At 63.8% G+C, this 16,469-nt stretch carries 13 protein-coding genes and 1 tRNA gene; 9 read left to right on the top strand and 5 right to left on the bottom strand.

Going from position 1 to position 16,469, the window contains the following annotated elements; genetic code table 11:
- Positions 1-122: 122 nt before the first annotated feature.
- Entirely contained in the window at positions 123-1,289 is a 1,167-nt protein-coding gene (locus AC1DYW_RS11125) for an acetyl-CoA acetyltransferase (protein WP_457153106.1), read from the bottom strand.
- 199 nt (positions 1,290-1,488) lie between these two features.
- Between AC1DYW_RS11125 and betI the strand changes: the two genes are divergently transcribed.
- From betI to betB, 5 genes are read left to right on the top strand one after another with little or no spacing between them, the layout of a single operon-like run.
- Positions 1,489-2,079: a choline-binding transcriptional repressor BetI gene (gene betI / locus AC1DYW_RS11120; RefSeq protein WP_457153107.1), complete on the top strand. Its 591-nt coding sequence runs from the start codon at positions 1,489-1,491 to the stop codon at positions 2,077-2,079.
- Positions 2,076-3,605 (top strand): choline-sulfatase, encoded by a 1,530-nt coding sequence (betC, locus tag AC1DYW_RS11115; protein ID WP_477226173.1) that lies wholly within the window; start codon positions 2,076-2,078, stop codon positions 3,603-3,605. The genes betI and betC overlap by 4 nt, the downstream gene beginning before the upstream one ends.
- Positions 3,602-4,612, top strand: a complete 1,011-nt coding sequence (locus tag AC1DYW_RS11110) for a threonine/serine dehydratase (RefSeq protein WP_477226172.1) — start codon at positions 3,602-3,604, stop codon at positions 4,610-4,612. Before betC ends, AC1DYW_RS11110 begins: the two co-directional genes overlap by 4 nt.
- A gap of 3 nt (positions 4,613-4,615) precedes the next feature.
- Positions 4,616-6,268 carry a choline dehydrogenase gene (betA, locus tag AC1DYW_RS11105; RefSeq protein ID WP_477226171.1) on the top strand — a complete coding sequence of 551 codons (1,653 nt, stop codon included), beginning with the start codon at positions 4,616-4,618 and terminating at the stop codon, positions 6,266-6,268.
- Between the two features lie 51 nt (positions 6,269-6,319).
- Complete coding sequence (gene betB, locus AC1DYW_RS11100; RefSeq protein ID WP_457152584.1) at positions 6,320-7,783, top strand: betaine-aldehyde dehydrogenase; 1,464 nt, start codon at positions 6,320-6,322, stop codon at positions 7,781-7,783.
- A 7-nt stretch (positions 7,784-7,790) separates the two neighbouring features.
- Here betB and AC1DYW_RS11095 read toward each other — a convergent pair whose 3' ends face one another.
- Both AC1DYW_RS11095 and AC1DYW_RS11090 read right to left on the bottom strand, forming a co-directional pair.
- Positions 7,791-10,031, bottom strand: a complete 2,241-nt coding sequence (locus AC1DYW_RS11095) for a mannose-1-phosphate guanylyltransferase/mannose-6-phosphate isomerase (RefSeq protein WP_477226170.1) — start codon at positions 10,029-10,031, stop codon at positions 7,791-7,793.
- Positions 10,032-10,081: 50 nt separating this feature from the next.
- Complete coding sequence (locus tag AC1DYW_RS11090) at positions 10,082-10,981, bottom strand: LysR family transcriptional regulator (protein ID WP_477226435.1); 900 nt, start codon at positions 10,979-10,981, stop codon at positions 10,082-10,084.
- Positions 10,982-11,081: 100 nt separating this feature from the next.
- On the opposite strand from AC1DYW_RS11090, the gene AC1DYW_RS11085 reads away from it, so the two are divergent.
- Positions 11,082-11,969: an NmrA/HSCARG family protein gene (locus AC1DYW_RS11085; RefSeq protein ID WP_477226169.1), complete on the top strand. Its 888-nt coding sequence runs from the start codon at positions 11,082-11,084 to the stop codon at positions 11,967-11,969.
- A gap of 42 nt (positions 11,970-12,011) precedes the next feature.
- Here the strand turns inward: AC1DYW_RS11085 and AC1DYW_RS11080 are convergent, their stop codons facing one another.
- Positions 12,012-13,532, bottom strand: coding sequence for a phosphomannomutase/phosphoglucomutase (locus tag AC1DYW_RS11080; RefSeq protein WP_477226168.1), 1,521 nt, complete (start codon positions 13,530-13,532; stop codon positions 12,012-12,014).
- Between the two features lie 199 nt (positions 13,533-13,731).
- Here AC1DYW_RS11080 and AC1DYW_RS11075 point away from each other — a divergent pair.
- From AC1DYW_RS11075 to AC1DYW_RS11065, 3 genes are all read left to right on the top strand, one after another.
- A tRNA-Pro gene (locus tag AC1DYW_RS11075) sits at positions 13,732-13,808 on the top strand.
- A gap of 320 nt (positions 13,809-14,128) precedes the next feature.
- Positions 14,129-14,686 (top strand): OsmC family protein, encoded by a 558-nt coding sequence (locus AC1DYW_RS11070; RefSeq protein ID WP_095089778.1) that lies wholly within the window; start codon positions 14,129-14,131, stop codon positions 14,684-14,686.
- Positions 14,687-14,739: 53 nt separating this feature from the next.
- On the top strand, positions 14,740-15,954 hold the full coding sequence (locus AC1DYW_RS11065) for an NAD(P)-binding domain-containing protein (RefSeq protein WP_477226167.1): 1,215 nt from the start codon (positions 14,740-14,742) through the stop codon (positions 15,952-15,954).
- A gap of 60 nt (positions 15,955-16,014) precedes the next feature.
- Here AC1DYW_RS11065 and AC1DYW_RS11060 read toward each other — a convergent pair whose 3' ends face one another.
- Positions 16,015-16,464 (bottom strand): CoA-binding protein, encoded by a 450-nt coding sequence (locus tag AC1DYW_RS11060; RefSeq protein ID WP_206073782.1) that lies wholly within the window; start codon positions 16,462-16,464, stop codon positions 16,015-16,017.
- Positions 16,465-16,469 lie beyond the last annotated feature (5 nt).

The raw sequence follows: 16,469 nt of genomic DNA, 5'->3' as shown, positions 1-16,469 counted from the left end.
GAACCCTCCCGCTTGCGCATGACTCGAAGATCGGAACCGATCTTCGAGTCATGCGCAGAATCAAAGTGTTACAGCGTCCTTTGCGCGCCTCAAAAGGCGCGCGGCGCTGTAATGCGGGCGGTTTATCTGATCCGGTCGAGAATGGAAACGTAGTTGGCGACCGCCGCGCCACCCATGTTGAAGATGCCGCCGAGTTTTGCGCCCGGCACCTGGATGCCGCCGGCTTCGCCGACAAGCTGCATGGCGGTCAGAACATGCATGGAAACACCGGTGGCACCGATCGGGTGGCCCTTGGCCTTCAGCCCGCCTGACGGATTGACGGGCAGACGCCCATCCCTGGCGGTCTCGCCGCTCATGGCGAGCTTTGCCCCCTCGCCCGGCTTGGCCAGGCCCATCGCCTCATACTCGATCAGTTCGGCGATGGTGAAGCAGTCATGCGTCTCGACGAAGGACAGATCGTCGAGCGTCACGCCGGCATTCTTCAGCGCACGGGTCCAGGCCTGTTCACAGCCTTCGAAGGTCAGGATGTCGCGCTTCGACATCGGCAGGAAGTCCTGCACATGCTCGTTGGCGCGGAAGGCAACGGCGCGGCGCATCTTCAGTGCCGTCGCGGTGTCGGCAAGGACAAGGGCCGCGGCGCCATCTGAGACCAGCGAGCAGTCGGTGCGCTTCAACGGACCGGCAACGAAGGGGTTCTTTTCGCTTTCCTGGCGGCAGAACTCATAGCCGAAATCCTTGCGCATCTGCGCGTAGGGATTGTCGACGCCGTTCTTGTGGTTCTTGGCGGCAATCATTGCCAGCGCGTCCGACTGGTCGCCATAGCGCTGGAAATAGGCCTGCGCGATCTTGCCGAAGACGCCGGCAAAACCCGCCGGCGTATCGCCATCCTCAGGCAGATAGGAAGCCTTGAGCAGGTTCTTGCCGATCTCGGGGCCGGGCGTCGTCGTCATCTGCTCGGCGCCGACCACCAGCACGATGCGGGCAGCGTTGGCATCGATGGCACGGATGCCTTGCCTGACTGCCGCCGAACCGGTGGCACATGCGTTCTCGACGCGCGTCGCCGGCTTGAAGCGCAGCCGGTCGTCGGCCTGAAGCACCAGGCTGGCGGTGAAATCCTGCGCCGAAAAGCCTGCGTTGAAGTGGCCGAGCACGATCTCGTCGACCTCGTCGGGGCCGATGCCGGCATGGTCGAGCGCGTCGGTCGCCACCTTGACGATCAGGTTTTCGAGCGTCTCGCCCTCAAGCTTGCCGAAGCGCGAATGCGCCCAGCCAACGATGCATGCGGTCATGGCGGTCTCCATCCTTGGCGCCAGCCTAGCATGAGGGCTCATGGCGCACTTCGCCTTTATTGTTCAAATATAAACAATCGTGCCCGCGCCGGGAAGGGCCGGAACAGGACAATCGCTTGGTGCAGATTAGCGAGCGCCGATTTTTTTGTTGATTGACCCGTCAATAAAAAATAATCCTGCTTCAAAGGACCCTAGCGAGATGCCGAAAGTCGGAATGGAACCCCTGCGCCGCAAGGCGCTCATCGACGCGACGATCTCGGCGATCGGCGAACGCGGCTCGCTCGACGTGACCATGTCCGAGATCGCCGGCCGCGCCGGCGTGTCCTCTGCCCTTGCCCATCATTATTTCGGCGCCAAGGATGAGCTGCTGCTGGCGACGATGCGCCACATCCTGGCGGAACTGACCATCGACATGCGGCGCGCCCTTGGCGCCGCCAGCAGCCCGCGCGCGCGCGTTTCGGCGGTCGTGGCCGTCAACTTCTCCGAGCTCCAGTTCCAGCCGGAAACCATCGCCGCCTGGCTCGCCTTCTATGTCGAGGCGCAGAAATCGGCGGCGCTGCGCCGGCTGCTCAGGGTCTATGCGCGGCGCCTGCACTCCAACCTGTTGAGCGGGCTGACCGGCATCCTGCCAAGAGCCGAGGCCGATCGCGTCGCCGAAGCGACGGCGGCGCTGATCGACGGGCTCTACATCAGGCGGGCGCTGAAGGACGGCGTGCCCGACGCCGCGACCGCGATCGCGCTGGTCGAGGACTATCTCGAAACCAAACTCGGTGGACGGCAGACACAGTGACAGCCAAGCGACCCAATTTCCTGATCGTCATGGTCGATCAGCTCAACGGTACGCTGTTCCCGGATGGGCCGGCGGACTTCCTGCATGTGCCGCATCTCAAGGCACTGGCCGCCCGCTCGGCGCGCTTTGCCAACAACTACACCGCATCGCCGCTTTGCGCGCCAGGGCGGGCCTCGTTCATGAGCGGGCAGCTGCCGTCTCGCACCGGGGTCTATGACAATGCCGCTGAATTCGTCTCGTCGATCCCGACCTTTGCCCATCATCTGCGCGCCGCCGGCTACTATACCTGCCTGTCGGGCAAGATGCATTTCGTCGGACCGGACCAATTGCATGGTTTCGAGGAGCGGCTGACCACCGACATCTATCCGGCCGATTTCGGCTGGACGCCGGATTACCGCAACCCCGGCGAGCGCATCGAATGGTGGTATCACAATCTGGGCTCGGTGACCGGCGCCGGCGTCGCCGAGACCACCAACCAGATGGAATATGACGACGAGGTCGTGTTCCTGGCCACGCAGAAACTCTATCAGCTTTCGCGCGAACAGGACGATGCGGACCATCGGCCCTGGTGCCTCACCGTTTCGCTGTCGCACCCGCACGATCCCTATGTCGCGCGCAAGCAGTATTGGGATCTCTACGAACACTGCCAGGCTCTGGACCCGGAAACCGGGTTCATCGCGCATGACGAGCAGGACACGCATTCGCAGCGGCTGTACCACGCCAGCGATTATCGGTCTTTCGAGATCACCCCTGAACAAGTGCGTCGTTCCCGGCGTGGCTATTTCGCCAACATCTCCTATGTCGATGACAAGCTCGGCGAGCTTCTGGACGTCCTGCAGCGAACGCGCATGCTCGACGACACCGTCGTCCTGTTCTGCTCGGACCACGGCGACATGCTCGGCGAGCGCGGCCTGTGGTTCAAGATGAGCTTCTTCGAAGGCTCGGCGCGGGTGCCGCTGATGATTGCCGGCAAGGGCGTTCGCGCCGGACTGATCAAAGCGCCGGTCTCCAATGTCGATGTGGCGCCGACGCTTTGCGACCTCGCCGGCATCGACATCGGGGCGATCGCACCGTGGACCGACGGCCAGTCGCTGCTGCCGCTTGCCAATGGCGGGCAGCGCGCCGCGCCTGTGTTGATGGAATATGCGGCGGAGGGCTCCTGCGCACCACTCGTTGCAATCCGCGACGGCAGACACAAATTCGTCCATTGCGAGCTCGACCCGCCGCAACTGTTCGATCTCGAGACCGATCCGCTCGAGCGAGACAATTTGGCCGGCGACCCGGCCAATGCGGACTTGGTGGCGGCATTCATGAGCAAAGTCCGCGCGCGCTGGGACATGGCCGGCTTCGACGCCGCCGTGCGCGAAAGCCAGGCGCGCCGCTGGGTCGTCTATCCGGCGCTGCGCAACGGCGCCTATTACCCATGGGATTTCCAGCCGCTGCAAAAGGCGTCGGAACGCTACATGCGCAATCACATGAACCTCGACAATCTCGAGGAGAGCAAACGGTATCCACGAGGCGAATGATGGCAGACCTACTCGTCCCCTCCCTCGACCATCTCAGGCAGGCCTATGCCGTCACCTCGCGGGCGACACAGATTACGCCGCTGCTGGAATCGGCGGCACTTGCGCGCGAGACGGGCGCCGCCCGCGTGTTCATCAAGCCGGAATCGCTGCAATGGGCAGGCTCGTTCAAGATACGCGGCGCCTATTGGCGGCTGAAGCAGCTTTCGGCCGACGAGGCGAAGAAAGGCGTCGTCGCCTATTCCTCCGGCAATTTTGCGCAAGGGCTGGCGGCGGCCGGCCAGGCACTCGGCATTCCGGTCACCATCGTCATGCCGATCGATGCACCCGTCGCCAAACGCGACGCCACCGCAGGTTATGGCGCCCGTGTCGTGCTGACCGACCATGGCGAGCGCGCGCGTGAGGAAGTCGCCGCCGCCAAGGCGCGCGAGATCGCCGAGACCGAAGGGCTGGCCCTGCTGCATCCGTTCGACGATCCGGAGATCGTCGCCGGTCAGGCGGGCGCCGGCCTCGAAGCCCTCGACCAGCTTGCCGCCAAGGATGCCAGCGCCGACCTTTTGTTCTGCTCGGTCGGCGGCGGCGGATTGATCGGCGGCGTTTCGCTTGCCTTCCATTATCTGTCGCCCGCCACCGAGATCATCGGCGTCGAGCCGGAAGGTTTCAACGGCATGGGCTCGTCGCTGGCGCATGGCAGCATCGAGACGATGCCGATCGGCCCGAAGTCGATCTGCGACGGGTTGATGTCACGACGGCCCGGCGACGCTCCGTTCGCGGCGGTCAAGACCGCAGGTGTTCGTGGCATCACCGTCGACGATCAATCGGTGCGGCGCGCCATGCGCATCGCCTTCGAGCGCATGAAGCTGGTGCTCGAACCGTCAGGGGCTGCCTCGCTGGCGGCGCTGCTCGGCGGCAAGGTGGATGTAAAGGGCAAGACCGTGCTCGTGATGGCAACTGGCGGCAACGTCTCGCTCGCCGATTTCATCGCGCATATGAACGATGGGCTGAAATGAACCATGCTTGAAGCGGATTTCGTCATCATCGGCTCCGGCTCGGCCGGCTCGGCCATGGCCTATCGGCTGTCGGAAGACGGCAAGCATTCGGTGATCGTCATCGAATTCGGCGGCACCGATATCGGGCCGCTGATCCAGATGCCGTCGGCGCTGTCGATCCCGCTCAACATGAGCCTCTACGACTGGGGCTTTGCCAGCGAACCGGAGCCGCATCTGGGCGGCCGCGTGCTGGCGACGCCGCGCGGCAAGGTGATCGGCGGTTCGTCCTCGATCAACGGCATGGTCTATGTGCGCGGCCATGCCCGCGACTTCGACCATTGGGCCGAAGAAGGTGCTACCGGCTGGGGCTTTGCCGACGTGCTCCCCTACTTCAAGCGCATGGAGGACAATGACGGCGGCGAGGATGGCTGGCGAGGGCATAGCGGGCCATTGCATGTACAGCGCGGCTCGCGACGCAATCCGCTTTACGGCGCCTTCGTCGAGGCGGGGCGCCAGGCCGGGTTCGAACTGACCGACGACTACAATGGCTCCAAGCAGGAAGGCTTTGGGGCGATGGAGCAGACCATTCGCGGCGGCCGTCGCTGGTCGGCTGCAAGCGCCTATCTGAAGCCGGCGTTGAACCGCAAGAATGTTAGCCTGCTCAAGGGTTTCGCCCGCCGGGTGATCATCGAGAATCAACGCGCCATCGGCGTCGAGATCGAAGCTCACAAACAGATTCAGGTCGTTAAGGCGCGACGTGAGGTGATCGTCACCGCATCGTCGATCAATTCGCCCAAGATCCTGATGCTGTCGGGCATCGGTCCGGCCGAGCATCTGAGGGAAAACGGCATTGCCGTGGTGGCCGACAGGCCCGGCGTCGGCCGCAACCTGCAGGACCATATGGAGCTCTATATCCAGCAGGAATCGACACAGCCGATCACGCTCAATTCGGTGCTCAACCCGTTCTCGAAAGCGCTGATCGGGGCGCAGTGGCTGTTCTTCAAGACCGGGCTAGGCGCCACCAATCATTTCGAGGCAGCGGCCTTCGTGCGCTCGCGCGCCGGTGTCGACTATCCCGATATCCAGTACCACTTCATCCCGGCGGCGGTCCGCTACGACGGCAAGGCGGCGGCGAAGTCGCACGGCTTCCAGGCGCATGTCGGGCCGATGCGGTCGAAGTCGCGCGGCTCGGTGACGCTGCGCTCGCCGGACCCGAAATCGAAGCCGGTGATCCGCTTCAACTACATGTCGCATCCTGACGACTGGACGGAGTTCCGCCACTGCATCCGGCTGACCCGCGAGATCTTCGGCCAGAAGGCATTCGATGGCTACCGCGGCAAGGAAATCTCGCCGGGCAGCCACGTGCAGTCGGATGACGATCTCGATGTCTTCATCCGGGATCACGCCGAGAGCGCCTACCATCCTTGCGGCACCTGCAAGATGGGCCGCGCCGACGACATGATGAGCGTCGTCGATCCGGAATGCCGGGTCATCGGCATCGAGGGATTGCGCGTCGCCGATTCCTCGATCTTCCCGCGCGTCACCAACGGCAACCTCAATGCGCCGTCGATCATGACCGGCGAGAAGGCTTCCGACCACATTCTCGGCCGCACGCCGCTGGCGCCGTCCAACCAGGAACCCTGGATCAATCCGCGCTGGCAGGCATCCGACAGATAGAGCATGATCCGGCGAACATTCCGCCCAAGCGAAGACGATTTGGAGACTTCCATGCGCGCCCAGCCCACGGCATCGCACTATGTCAACGGACGCTATATCGACGATGAGCAGGGCGCGCCGCTGCCGGTCATCTATCCGGCAACCGGCGAGACGATCGCCATGCTGCGTTCGGCGACGCCGAACGTGCTGGAACTCGCCGTCGAGGCCGCGCGTGCCGCGCAGCCTGCCTGGGCGCGGTTGAAGCCGGTCGAACGCGGACGCATCCTGCGCCGCGCCGCCGACATCTTGCGCGCCCGCAACGCCGACCTCGCTCGCATAGAGACGCTCGACACCGGCAAAGCGATCCAGGAGACACTGGTGGCAGATGCGCCGTCGGCCGCGGACTGCCTGGAATATTTCGGCGGCGCGGTTGCCGCCTACAATGGCGAGGCGATAGATCTCGGCGGGCCCTTCGCCTATACGCGGCGCGAGGCGCTTGGCGTCTGTGTCGGCATCGGCGCCTGGAACTACCCGATCCAGATCGCCGGCTGGAAATCAGCGCCGGCGCTGGCCATGGGCAACGCCATGGTGTTCAAGCCATCGGAAAACACGCCGCTGTCAGCGCTCGCGCTGGCCGAAATCTACAGCGAGGCCGGCCTGCCCGATGGGCTGTTCAACGTCGTGCAGGGCTATGGCGATGTCGGCGCCGGGCTTGTCGGTCATGATGTCGTCGCCAAGGTCTCGGTGACCGGCTCGGTGCCGACCGGTCGCAAGGTGCTGTCGCTTGCCGGTTCGAAGATGAAGCACGCGACGATGGAACTCGGCGGCAAGTCGCCGCTGATCGTCTTCGACGATGCCGACATCGAGAATGCCATTGGCGGCGCCATGCTCGGCAATTTCTATTCGACCGGCCAGATCTGCTCCAACGGCACGCGGGTCTTCGTGCAGAGCGGCATCCACGACCGCTTCGTCGAACGGCTTGTCGAGCGGACGAAAAAAATCCGCATCGGCGATCCGCTCGACCCCGAAACCCAGATGGGACCGCTGGTCTCCAGAGCGCAGCATGAGAAGGTGGTCGGCTATATCGCGGTCGGCAAGCAGGATGGCGCAGTTCTGGCCTGCGGCGGCAATGTGCCTTCGCTGCAGGGGTTCGACGGTGGCTTCTTCGTCGAACCCACGGTCTTCACCGGCGTCACCGACACGATGCGCATCGCCCGCGAGGAGATTTTCGGGCCTGTGATGAGCGTGCTGAAGTTCGACGGCGAGGACGAGGTGATCGACCGCGCCAACGACACCGAGTTTGGCCTTGCCGCCGGCGTCTTCACGCGCGACCTGCCGCGCGCCCATCGCGTCATCGCCGAGCTGCAGGCCGGCACCTGCTGGATCAATGCCTACAATCTGACGCCGGTGGAAATCCCCTTCGGCGGCTTCAAGCAGTCCGGCATCGGCCGCGAGAATTCGCTGGCGGCACTGGCGCTCTATTCGCAGCTGAAGTCGATCTATGTCGAGACCGGCGACGTGGCCAGCCCCTACTGAACCCAGCCTACGGCGCCTTCTGCGCCGTGCTGTCCAGATACTGGGTCAGCGCACAAACCAGGTGATAGAAGATGCTGGCCGGCACATCGGTCGCCAGCGAGCGGCCGCGTTCATCGATGCGGTCGATCCACAGGCCGAGCGGCGCCGGGTCGATGTGCCAACGGAACAGGCGGCCAACGCGTTCCTCGATTTCGGGCTTGAGGTCGGGCCCGCCCGAGCCATCCAGCGCAATCGCCGCCTTGACTGCTTCGGCCTGCGGCCAGCTGCGGGAGACGCGGTCGAGCGGCAGGCCTTGCCTGGAGACGGCGCCATAGGCGAGACCGGTGGCGCGGTTGAGGCCGTTGGCGATGGCCGAGGCATAAAGTTTTCGGGCGAAGCCGCTCAAATCCGCCTGGCCACTGCGCCCGGCGAAATCGACCAGCAGCGAGGCCCATTCGAAGTGATGACCGGGCTCGGTCCTGGACCCTTTGTCGCCAGCGGACGGTTTCCATTCGGCGTCGAAATATTCGCCCAGGGTCCAGCTTTCGGCGTCGAAGAAATAGCTGCGGAACAGGTCGATGATGCGTGCCGCACGGCGCAGATGGGTGCGCTCGCCGGTCGCCTGATACCAGGCAAGAAAGGCCTCGAGCAGATGCATATGCGGGTTGGAGCGCCGTTCGCCCTCCCCGTCCGATGTTTCGAGGAAGCCGGTCAGGCGGCTGTCCTCGAGATATGTGTCGAGAAAAGCGAGGGTTTCCTGACCAAGCCGCAAGGCGTCGGGATTGCCCGACATATGCGCATGCGCCAGTGCCAGCAGCACGCAGGAATGATCGTAGGCATCCTCGGTGGCGTCGGCGACGGAGCCGTCGACGTTCAGCGTGCGCACCCAGCCGCCTTTGTCGGTGCGGCCATTCTTGGCCACGAAGTCGATGCCGTGGCTGATCAGCCGGTCGGCCGGACCGTCCCAGCCGCGCGCTTTGGCGACGGCGAAGGCATAGACCTGCCTTGCCATGGTGCGCATGCGCTTGGGCTTCATCAGCGGTGAGGCATCAAGGCCGAGCGCTTCGTGAAAACCGCCATGACGCTCGTCGACGCCCGATGTCGACCATAGCGGCAAGGTCTCCTGAAACAGCCAGTGATGCACGCGCCGTCGCCAGGCGCCGCTTTCGATGACGCGGTCATGCGCCGGCGTGAACCGGGTTTCCAGCCGCCCCGATTTCTCGAGCTGTTCGACGATCTTCTTGACGTGCTGGCTGTGGCTGACCGGGGCGACGAAGGTGGCGTCAGTGGTCGAGACGATGGCGACGTCCTTCATGCCGATCGCCGATAGCAGGCGCCCGTCGCTGCGGATGTAGGAGTTCTCGCAGTCAATGGCGACGACATCGCCGATGACGACATTGCCCTGGTCGTCGGCAGGGCCGACATCGAGCAGCGACTGCCAGGAGCCGAGATCGTTCCAACGGAAGCCGGCTGGCACCATGGCGATGTCTTTTGCCCGCTCCATGATGGCGTAGTCGATCGAGTTCGACGGGATGGCCCCATAGAGTTCCAGCGGCATGTAGAGACCGGACAGATCCGATGTCGCCGCTCTGTAGGCCGCTTCGGTGGCCTGCCAGATGTCAGGTTGGAACGCCGCGAAGGCGTCGCGCATGGCGCCGGCGCGAAACAGGAAGATGCCGGTGTTCCAATAGAAACTTCCGGCCTGGAGATAGTTTTGCGCCGTCGCAAGGTCCGGCTTTTCGACAAAGCGCGACACGTCGAAGGTGCCGCCGCTTTCGGCCGCGACTTCGATATAGCCGTAGCCGGTCTCGGGCTGCGTCGGCTTGACGCCAAACACCACCAGCCGGCCGGCGCGCGCCGCCTCGGCACCGGCTTCGACACTCTGCCAGAATTGGCGCGGAGTGTTGATCTCGTGATCCGACGGCACCACCAGAACCAGGCTGTCGCCGAACTCGGACAGCGTGCGCAGCGTCGCCAGCGCGACGGCGGCGGCGGTGTTGCGGCCGGTCGGCTCGAACAACGGCCCGCCGCCGGCGAGATCGAGGCCGGCAAGGTCGGCGCGGACGCGGTCGGCATGGCGCTCCGAGGCGATCAGGAAGATGGGCGTTTCGCCCTCCGGTCTCGCCGTGAGCCGACGCAAGGTCTTGGCCAGCATCGAGCCATCGCCAGAGAGATCGTGGAACTGCTTGGGGTTGTCCTCGCGAGACAGTGGCCAGAGCCGCGAGCCGATGCCGCCGCTCATGACAAAACTAACGATCCGCTCGGTCATTCAGGTCTCGCGCTCAGAGGCAATTGGTGGCCGGTGCTACTATACAAGCCTTAAGCGGTGTTTATGCCCTTGGAAATGCGTTTGGATGCAAGCTCGATAAATGCCTTGACCAGGGGCGATAGGTGGCGGCTGCTCGGATAGAGGGCATGCAAGCCGCCGGCCGGTGTCGTGTAACCCGCGAGAACGTGCTGCAGTCGCCCCTCCTTGATCAGCCCTTCGGCCATCGCCTGGGGCAATTGGGCGATGCCGAAGCCGGCGAGCGCGGCCGCAACGACCGCCTGCATTTCATTGGCGGCAAACCGCCCTGCCACCATGACCGTTTCCTGGCCGTGTGGCCCTTCCAGCACCCAATGGGCGCCTGAGGCCGAAGCGCCTGCGATGACGCATTGATGGTGCGTGAGGTCCGCCGGGCTTTGCGGCGTGCCGTGCCGGGCGAGATAGTCCGGGCTGGCGCCGAGCAGCCGGTGCGTGGAGCCGAGCTTGCGGGCGATCAGCGTCGAATCCTGAAGCATCCCGGTGCGGAAAGCGAGGTCTATGCCGTCCTCGACCAGGTTGAGCCTGTCGTCTGTGAGGCGGAGTTCGACATTGGTCTTCGGATGCATTGCGAGAAAGTCGACCACGGCGCGGATCAGGAAATGGCCGCCAAAGCCGACCGGGGCCGAAATGCGAATCGTGCCCGACGGCTCCGCCCTCGCCTCCGCCAGGCGCAGATTTGCCTCCTCGATGGTGCGCAGGCCCTGGCTGCTCTGCTCATAGTAGAGACGCCCGGCATCCGTCAGGTTGAGGCTACGTGTCGTGCGCTGCAGCAGGCGGACGCCGACTTCGCGCTCGAGCGCTGCAATGCGGCGGCTGACCGTCGTCTTGGGCATGGCGAGCAGCCGCGCGGCAGCGGTGAAGCTGCCGGCTTCGACGACGCGAGCGAACACGACGATATCGTTGAGGTCGATCATTGTATTCAAAATTGGGACGACGTTTCCCAATTATAGTCAATTATGCATCAATTCGAAAGACCCTAACTTTGCTGCAGCCAAACAAGAAGGAGCAGACACCATGGCCAGCAAACGAAACATTCTGGTGACCGGCGCGACAGGCCAGCAAGGCGGCGCGGTTGCGCGCGCATTGTTGTCCAGGGGACATCGCGTCAAGGCCCTGACGCGCAAGCCGGACAGTGAGGCCGCACGCCAACTGGCGTTGGCGGGCGCCGAGATCGTGGCCGGCGACCTCGCTGACACAGCCTCTGTCGTCAGGGCCGCAAAAGACGTCGACACCATGTTCCTGATGGGCAACAGCTATGAGGCTGGCATGCAGGAGGAAACCCGCCAGGGGATCATCGCCGCAGATGCCGCCAAGGCTGCCGGCGTCGGACACCTGATCTATTCATCCGTTGCCGACGCCGACAAGAAGACCGGCATCCCGCATTTCGAAAGCAAGTATCTGGTCGAGAAGCATGTCGTCGGGCTTGATATGCCCTACACGATCAGCGCGCCGGTCGCCTTCATGGAGAATGTTGTCGCGCCATGGTCGATCGGCGCGCTCAGCCAGGGCACTTATGCCTTCGCGATGCCTCCCGAACGCGCGCTCCAACTGGTCTCGCTGGCGGACATTGGCGGCTTCGTCGCGGCCTTGGCCGAGCGGCGAGAACAGGTGTTCGGCAAGCGGTTCGATTTCGCCGGGGACGAATTGTCGGGCGAAGAGCAAGCCAAAATCCTGTCCGAGGCCATCGGTCGCCCGATCCGCTATCAGGAAATCCCGCTCGCCGTGGCGCGCCAGCAAAGCGAGGATGCGGCCCTGATGTTCGAATGGTTCGACCGCGTCGGCTACGACGTCGACATCACCGCCTTGCGCAAGGATTTCCCCGAGGTCCGCTGGCACAGTTTTGCCGACTGGGCGCGAGCGTTCGACTGGAGCGCCCTGGAGCAGACCGCTTCCGCCGGCTGAGTACCCTGTCGCTGACAATCGCGAAGTGACTAGGTCCCGAAGCTAGAAAGTCTGGTTGTAGGCGCCGACTTCGGGACTGCGGCGCAGCACGGCGTCGACGGCGTCGAACATCTGCCGGCGACGCTGCGACGACACCGGGCTTTCGACGACGACGACAAGCTCCGGCTTGTTCGACGAGGCGCGCACCAAGCCCCAGGTGCCGTCCTCGGTGACGACACGCACGCCGTTGACGGTGATCAGATCAATGATCTTCTGGCCGGCGAAGCTGGCGCCATCGCGCTTCATCGCCTGAAAATCGGCAACCACCCGCTCGACCACACCATACTTCGCATCGTCGGCGCAGTGCGGCGACATGGTTGGGGTGCCGAAGGTCAGCGGCAGCGCCCGGTAGAGGTCGGCCATCGAACTGCCGGGGCTGCGATCCAGCATCTGACAGATGGCGATCGCGGTGACCAGCCCGTCGTCGTAGCCGCGCCCGATCGGCGGATTGAAGAAGAAATGGCCTGACTTTTCGAAGCCTGCGACGGCGCCGAGCTCGGCGACGCGGCGCTTGATGTAGGAGTGGCCGGTCTTCCAGTAGTCGGTGACCGCGCCGTTGGCGCGCAGCACCGCGTCGGTGTTGAACAGGCCGGTCGACTTGACGTCGACGACGAAGGTCGAGGCCGGGTGAAGCAGCGAAATATCGCGCGCGAGCATGACGCCGACCTTGTCAGCAAAAATCTCGTTGCCTTCATTGTCGACGACACCGCAACGGTCGCCATCGCCGTCGAAGCCGAGCCCGACATCGGCGCCGGTCTCCAGCACCTTGTCCCTGATGGCATGCAGCATCTTCATGTCCTCGGGATTGGGATTGTAGCGCGGGAAGGTGTGGTCGAGTTCGACATCGAGCGGGATGACCTCGCAGCCGATGCGTTGAAGCGCTTCCGGGGCAAAGGCGCCGGCGGTACCATTGCCGCAAGCGGCGACCACTTTCAGCTTTCGCGTGATGCGCTTGTCACGGACCAGATCATCGAGATAGGTCGCGCGGAAATCGCGGACGAAGTCATAGGAACCGCCGCCCTTGAGGTCGAAGTCGCCAGCCAGCACGATCGCCTTCAGGGCGCTCATCTCCTCCGGGCCGAAGGTCAGCGGCCGCGCCGCGCCCATCTTGACGCCGGTCCAGCCATTCTCGTTGTGCGAGGCGGTGACCATGGCGACGGACGGTGTGTCCAGCGCGAACTGGGCGAAATAGGCCATCGGCGACAGCGCCAGGCCGATATCCCTCACCTTTGCACCGGCGGCCATCAGGCCGGTGACCAGCGCCAGTTTGATCGACAGCGAATAGGAACGGAAATCGTGCCCGGTGACAATATCGGGGCCAGCACCGAGACGGCGGATCAGCGTGCCAAGCCCCATGCCGAGCGCCTGGACTCCGATCAGATTAAGCTCCGGCGGCTGCGCGGAGCCGGGATGACCGAACCACCAGCGCGCATCGTATTCGCGAAAACCCGACGCCTTGATCAGCGCCTCGGTTTCGAATTCGAAGCTGTTGGGGCGGGCTTCGCCAACGATTTTTGGGGGCAAGACAGCAAAGCTCCAGGCGGCAGAAATACGATCCATCGAGGCGGCGATCTAGCACACAAGGCTTTATGCCCGGTTTATCCCGGGTGGAAATCCGGGCTTTCCGGGAATGCCCGACGAAAGACGACGAAATGCGACAGAACCACGGCCATTGCCGCTTGCAGGAACGAAGTGCGGCGGCTATAAGCCCGCGGTCTGGTCACGGAGTGTAGCGCAGCCTGGTAGCGCACCTCGTTCGGGACGAGGGGGTCGCAGGTTCAAATCCTGCCACTCCGACCAGAAAAAACAGATACTTAGGTATTTGTTTCTCCCGATACCCCACAGATTGCTTCGCCTATTTATCCACCGCGCCCACAGTGGTCAGGCGCGTGAACGCGCGGCATGCCCTTGTGGCAGTCCCACGGTCGCCGTCGACCGACATGCAGGGCACTCCTTCGCCTGCAAGCGCAACTCGGTGCGCGAGGGACGACTGTATCCCTGCGGAAACAACTTGATGAAAAACTTCGCTACCCATACCATGCCACACCTTGGTGAAATCTGATCAGGAGGTCAGTGGAATCGGTCGGGTTTTGAGCCAGTGCAAGGTAGGGAGGATAATCATGGCTTCCGAAGTACAGGCCAACAATGGCGTTAACGTAGAGGCGCTTCTCGCCGCAAAGGAAGCGCTTTCCAACGCCCCGGAGGCCGCGCAATTCAAGTGGCGCGCGGCTTGCGAATGGAAGGACGGCACCCACAGCCACTCAACAGTCGAGAGCTTTTACGGTCTCGGCCAGGACCAGCATCGCAAGACCACGTTCGCATTCGATGCCGACCATCCGGAGGTGTTCGCTTCCTTGGATAAGGGCGCCACGCCTGTCGAATACGTGCTGGTCGGGCTGGCGAGTTGCCTGACCGCCGGCATCGCCGCGGTTGCCCAGAACCGCAATATCCAGTTGAAGTCGGTGAAGGCGACAATCGAAGGTGACATGGATCTCGCCGGCATACTCGGCATCGACAGCGACGTTCGCAACGGCTTCAGCGGCATCACGGTGAAGTACAACATCGACGCCGACGCCAAGCCCGAGGACATCGAGGCTCTCGTCGCTCAGTCGCAGAAGCGATCTGCGGTCTATGACATTGTCACCAATCCGACGAACGTCACGGTCGTGGTGAATTGAAAGGCACTTCGAGCGGTAGACTCTGAGAGGGCGCGATTAGTTCCGTCACCACCGTGATCGTCGGTGCAGGGCACGCGGGGCTCGCGATGAGCCGCTGCCTCGCGGAGCGTTCGATCGACCATGTACTGCTGGAGCGCGGCGAGATTGCCCATACCTGGCGCACCGAACGGTGGGATTCGCTGCGGTTGCTCACCCCGAACTGGCAGAGCCGGCTACCGGGCTTCCGCTATGACGGCGACGACCCCGATGGCTACCGGACGATGCCAGAGGTGATCGATTTCCTCGGGAACTATGCCAAGGCGATCTCGGCTCCGGTCAGAACCCACACGACCGTCACCTCGGTTCGCAGCGACGGGGCGGGATATCTCGTGCGCACGGATCGCGGCGAGTGGCGGTGCCGGACCGTGGTGCTGGCGTCGGGCGCGTGCAACATCGCGCGCCTGCCCGATTTCGCCGTCAGCGTGCCGCCGTCGATCACCATGCTGACGGCGCAGTCCTACCGCAATCCGGGTCAGGTCGCCGACGGTGGCGTGCTGGTGGTGGGCGCGTCGGCCAGCGGCACCCAGATCGCTCAGGAACTGCAGCGTTCGGGGCGCCAAGTGACCCTGTCGGTGGGCGAGCACATCCGGGCGCCCCGCGTCTATCGCGGCAAGGACCTGGAGTGGTGGATGGACGCCGCCGGCGTGCTCGACGAGCGCTACGACGAGGTAGACGACATCAGGCGGGCACGACGGGTTCCTTCGCTGCAACTTGCCGGCACGCCCGACCGCACCACCCTCGACCTCAATGCGCTGGTCGACCTCGGCGTCCGGCTCGTCGGCCGCCTCGCCGGCATCACCGAAGACGGCAAAGCCCAGTTTGCGGGGTCGTTGCGCAACATGTGCGCGCTTTCCGATCTGAAGATGGCCCGGCTGCTCGACCTCATCGACGAATGGGCGCGCGACAACGGCCTGGACGCGACGGTCGGGCCGCCGGATCGCCCGCCGCCGACCCGTGTCGAGGACAACCCGCCGCTCGGCCTCGACCTCGCCAGCGGCGCGATCAGGACGATCATTTGGGCGACCGGCTACCGTCCGGACTACTCGTGGCTGGAACTGCCGGTCCTCGACCGTAAGGGCTACCTCCGTCATGACGGCGGAGTTGCTGAACATCCGGGCCTGTACCTGATGGGGATGCAGTTTCTGCGCCGCCGCAAATCTGCGCTGATCGACGGCGCTGGCGACGACGCGCGTGATCTCAGCGACCATCTGGCGTCGTACCTCGGGTAGAATTCAATCCAAGACCAGGGGAACAGGTGCCGCGACACCTCCGAATTCGGTGACCCGCAATCATATTCCCAAGTGCAACTTCGGCTTCCAGAAGGGGCGGAACAACTCAATCTTTGGACAGCGGTTCATCACCACTTTCAAGCCTGCTTCCTCCGCCAACTGAGCGGCAGCGTCATCGCGCACCCCAATCTGACCCCACAGAACCTTGGCATTGATGGCGATGGCTTCCTCGGCAACGTCCAACAGATCTTCGGAACGGCGAAAAACCTCGACCATATCGACAGGCCGGTCGATGGCCGCCAGCGACGGGTACACCTTAAGCCCTCGGATTTCATCCAGACCGGGACTGGGGTTGACGGGGATCATATCGTAGCCGATCTCGTGCAGCACCCGCAGTACACCATAGGAGAACTTGGTCTTGTCGGGGCTGGCCCCCACCATCGCGATGGTTTTGACCGATTTCAGAATTCCTTGCAGATAAGCCTCCGGATAGGGCTCATCATGGTTCATATGGG

Source organism: Mesorhizobium sp. P2_D5 (genome assembly GCF_056404355.1).
Note: the sequence above shows the minus strand (reverse complement) of the source record. Positions and strands in the feature narration are given on the sequence as shown.

What these genes read in the sequence shown, in the direction of transcription:
- AC1DYW_RS11090 (WP_477226435.1), bottom strand. Translation starts at nt 10,981, where the DNA reads ATGATCGACCTCAACGATATCGTCGTGTTCGCTCGCGTCGTCGAAGCC.
- AC1DYW_RS11085 (WP_477226169.1), top strand. Translation starts at nt 11,082, where the DNA reads ATGGCCAGCAAACGAAACATTCTGGTGACCGGCGCGACAGGCCAGCAA.
- AC1DYW_RS11110 (WP_477226172.1), top strand. Translation starts at nt 3,602, where the DNA reads ATGATGGCAGACCTACTCGTCCCCTCCCTCGACCATCTCAGGCAGGCC.
- AC1DYW_RS11060 (WP_206073782.1), bottom strand. Translation starts at nt 16,464, where the DNA reads ATGAACCATGATGAGCCCTATCCGGAGGCTTATCTGCAAGGAATTCTG.
- betA (WP_477226171.1), top strand. Translation starts at nt 4,616, where the DNA reads ATGCTTGAAGCGGATTTCGTCATCATCGGCTCCGGCTCGGCCGGCTCG.
- AC1DYW_RS11125 (WP_457153106.1), bottom strand. Translation starts at nt 1,289, where the DNA reads ATGACCGCATGCATCGTTGGCTGGGCGCATTCGCGCTTCGGCAAGCTT.
- AC1DYW_RS11070 (WP_095089778.1), top strand. Translation starts at nt 14,129, where the DNA reads ATGGCTTCCGAAGTACAGGCCAACAATGGCGTTAACGTAGAGGCGCTT.
- AC1DYW_RS11095 (WP_477226170.1), bottom strand. Translation starts at nt 10,031, where the DNA reads ATGACCGAGCGGATCGTTAGTTTTGTCATGAGCGGCGGCATCGGCTCG.
- betB (WP_457152584.1), top strand. Translation starts at nt 6,320, where the DNA reads ATGCGCGCCCAGCCCACGGCATCGCACTATGTCAACGGACGCTATATC.
- betI (WP_457153107.1), top strand. Translation starts at nt 1,489, where the DNA reads ATGCCGAAAGTCGGAATGGAACCCCTGCGCCGCAAGGCGCTCATCGAC.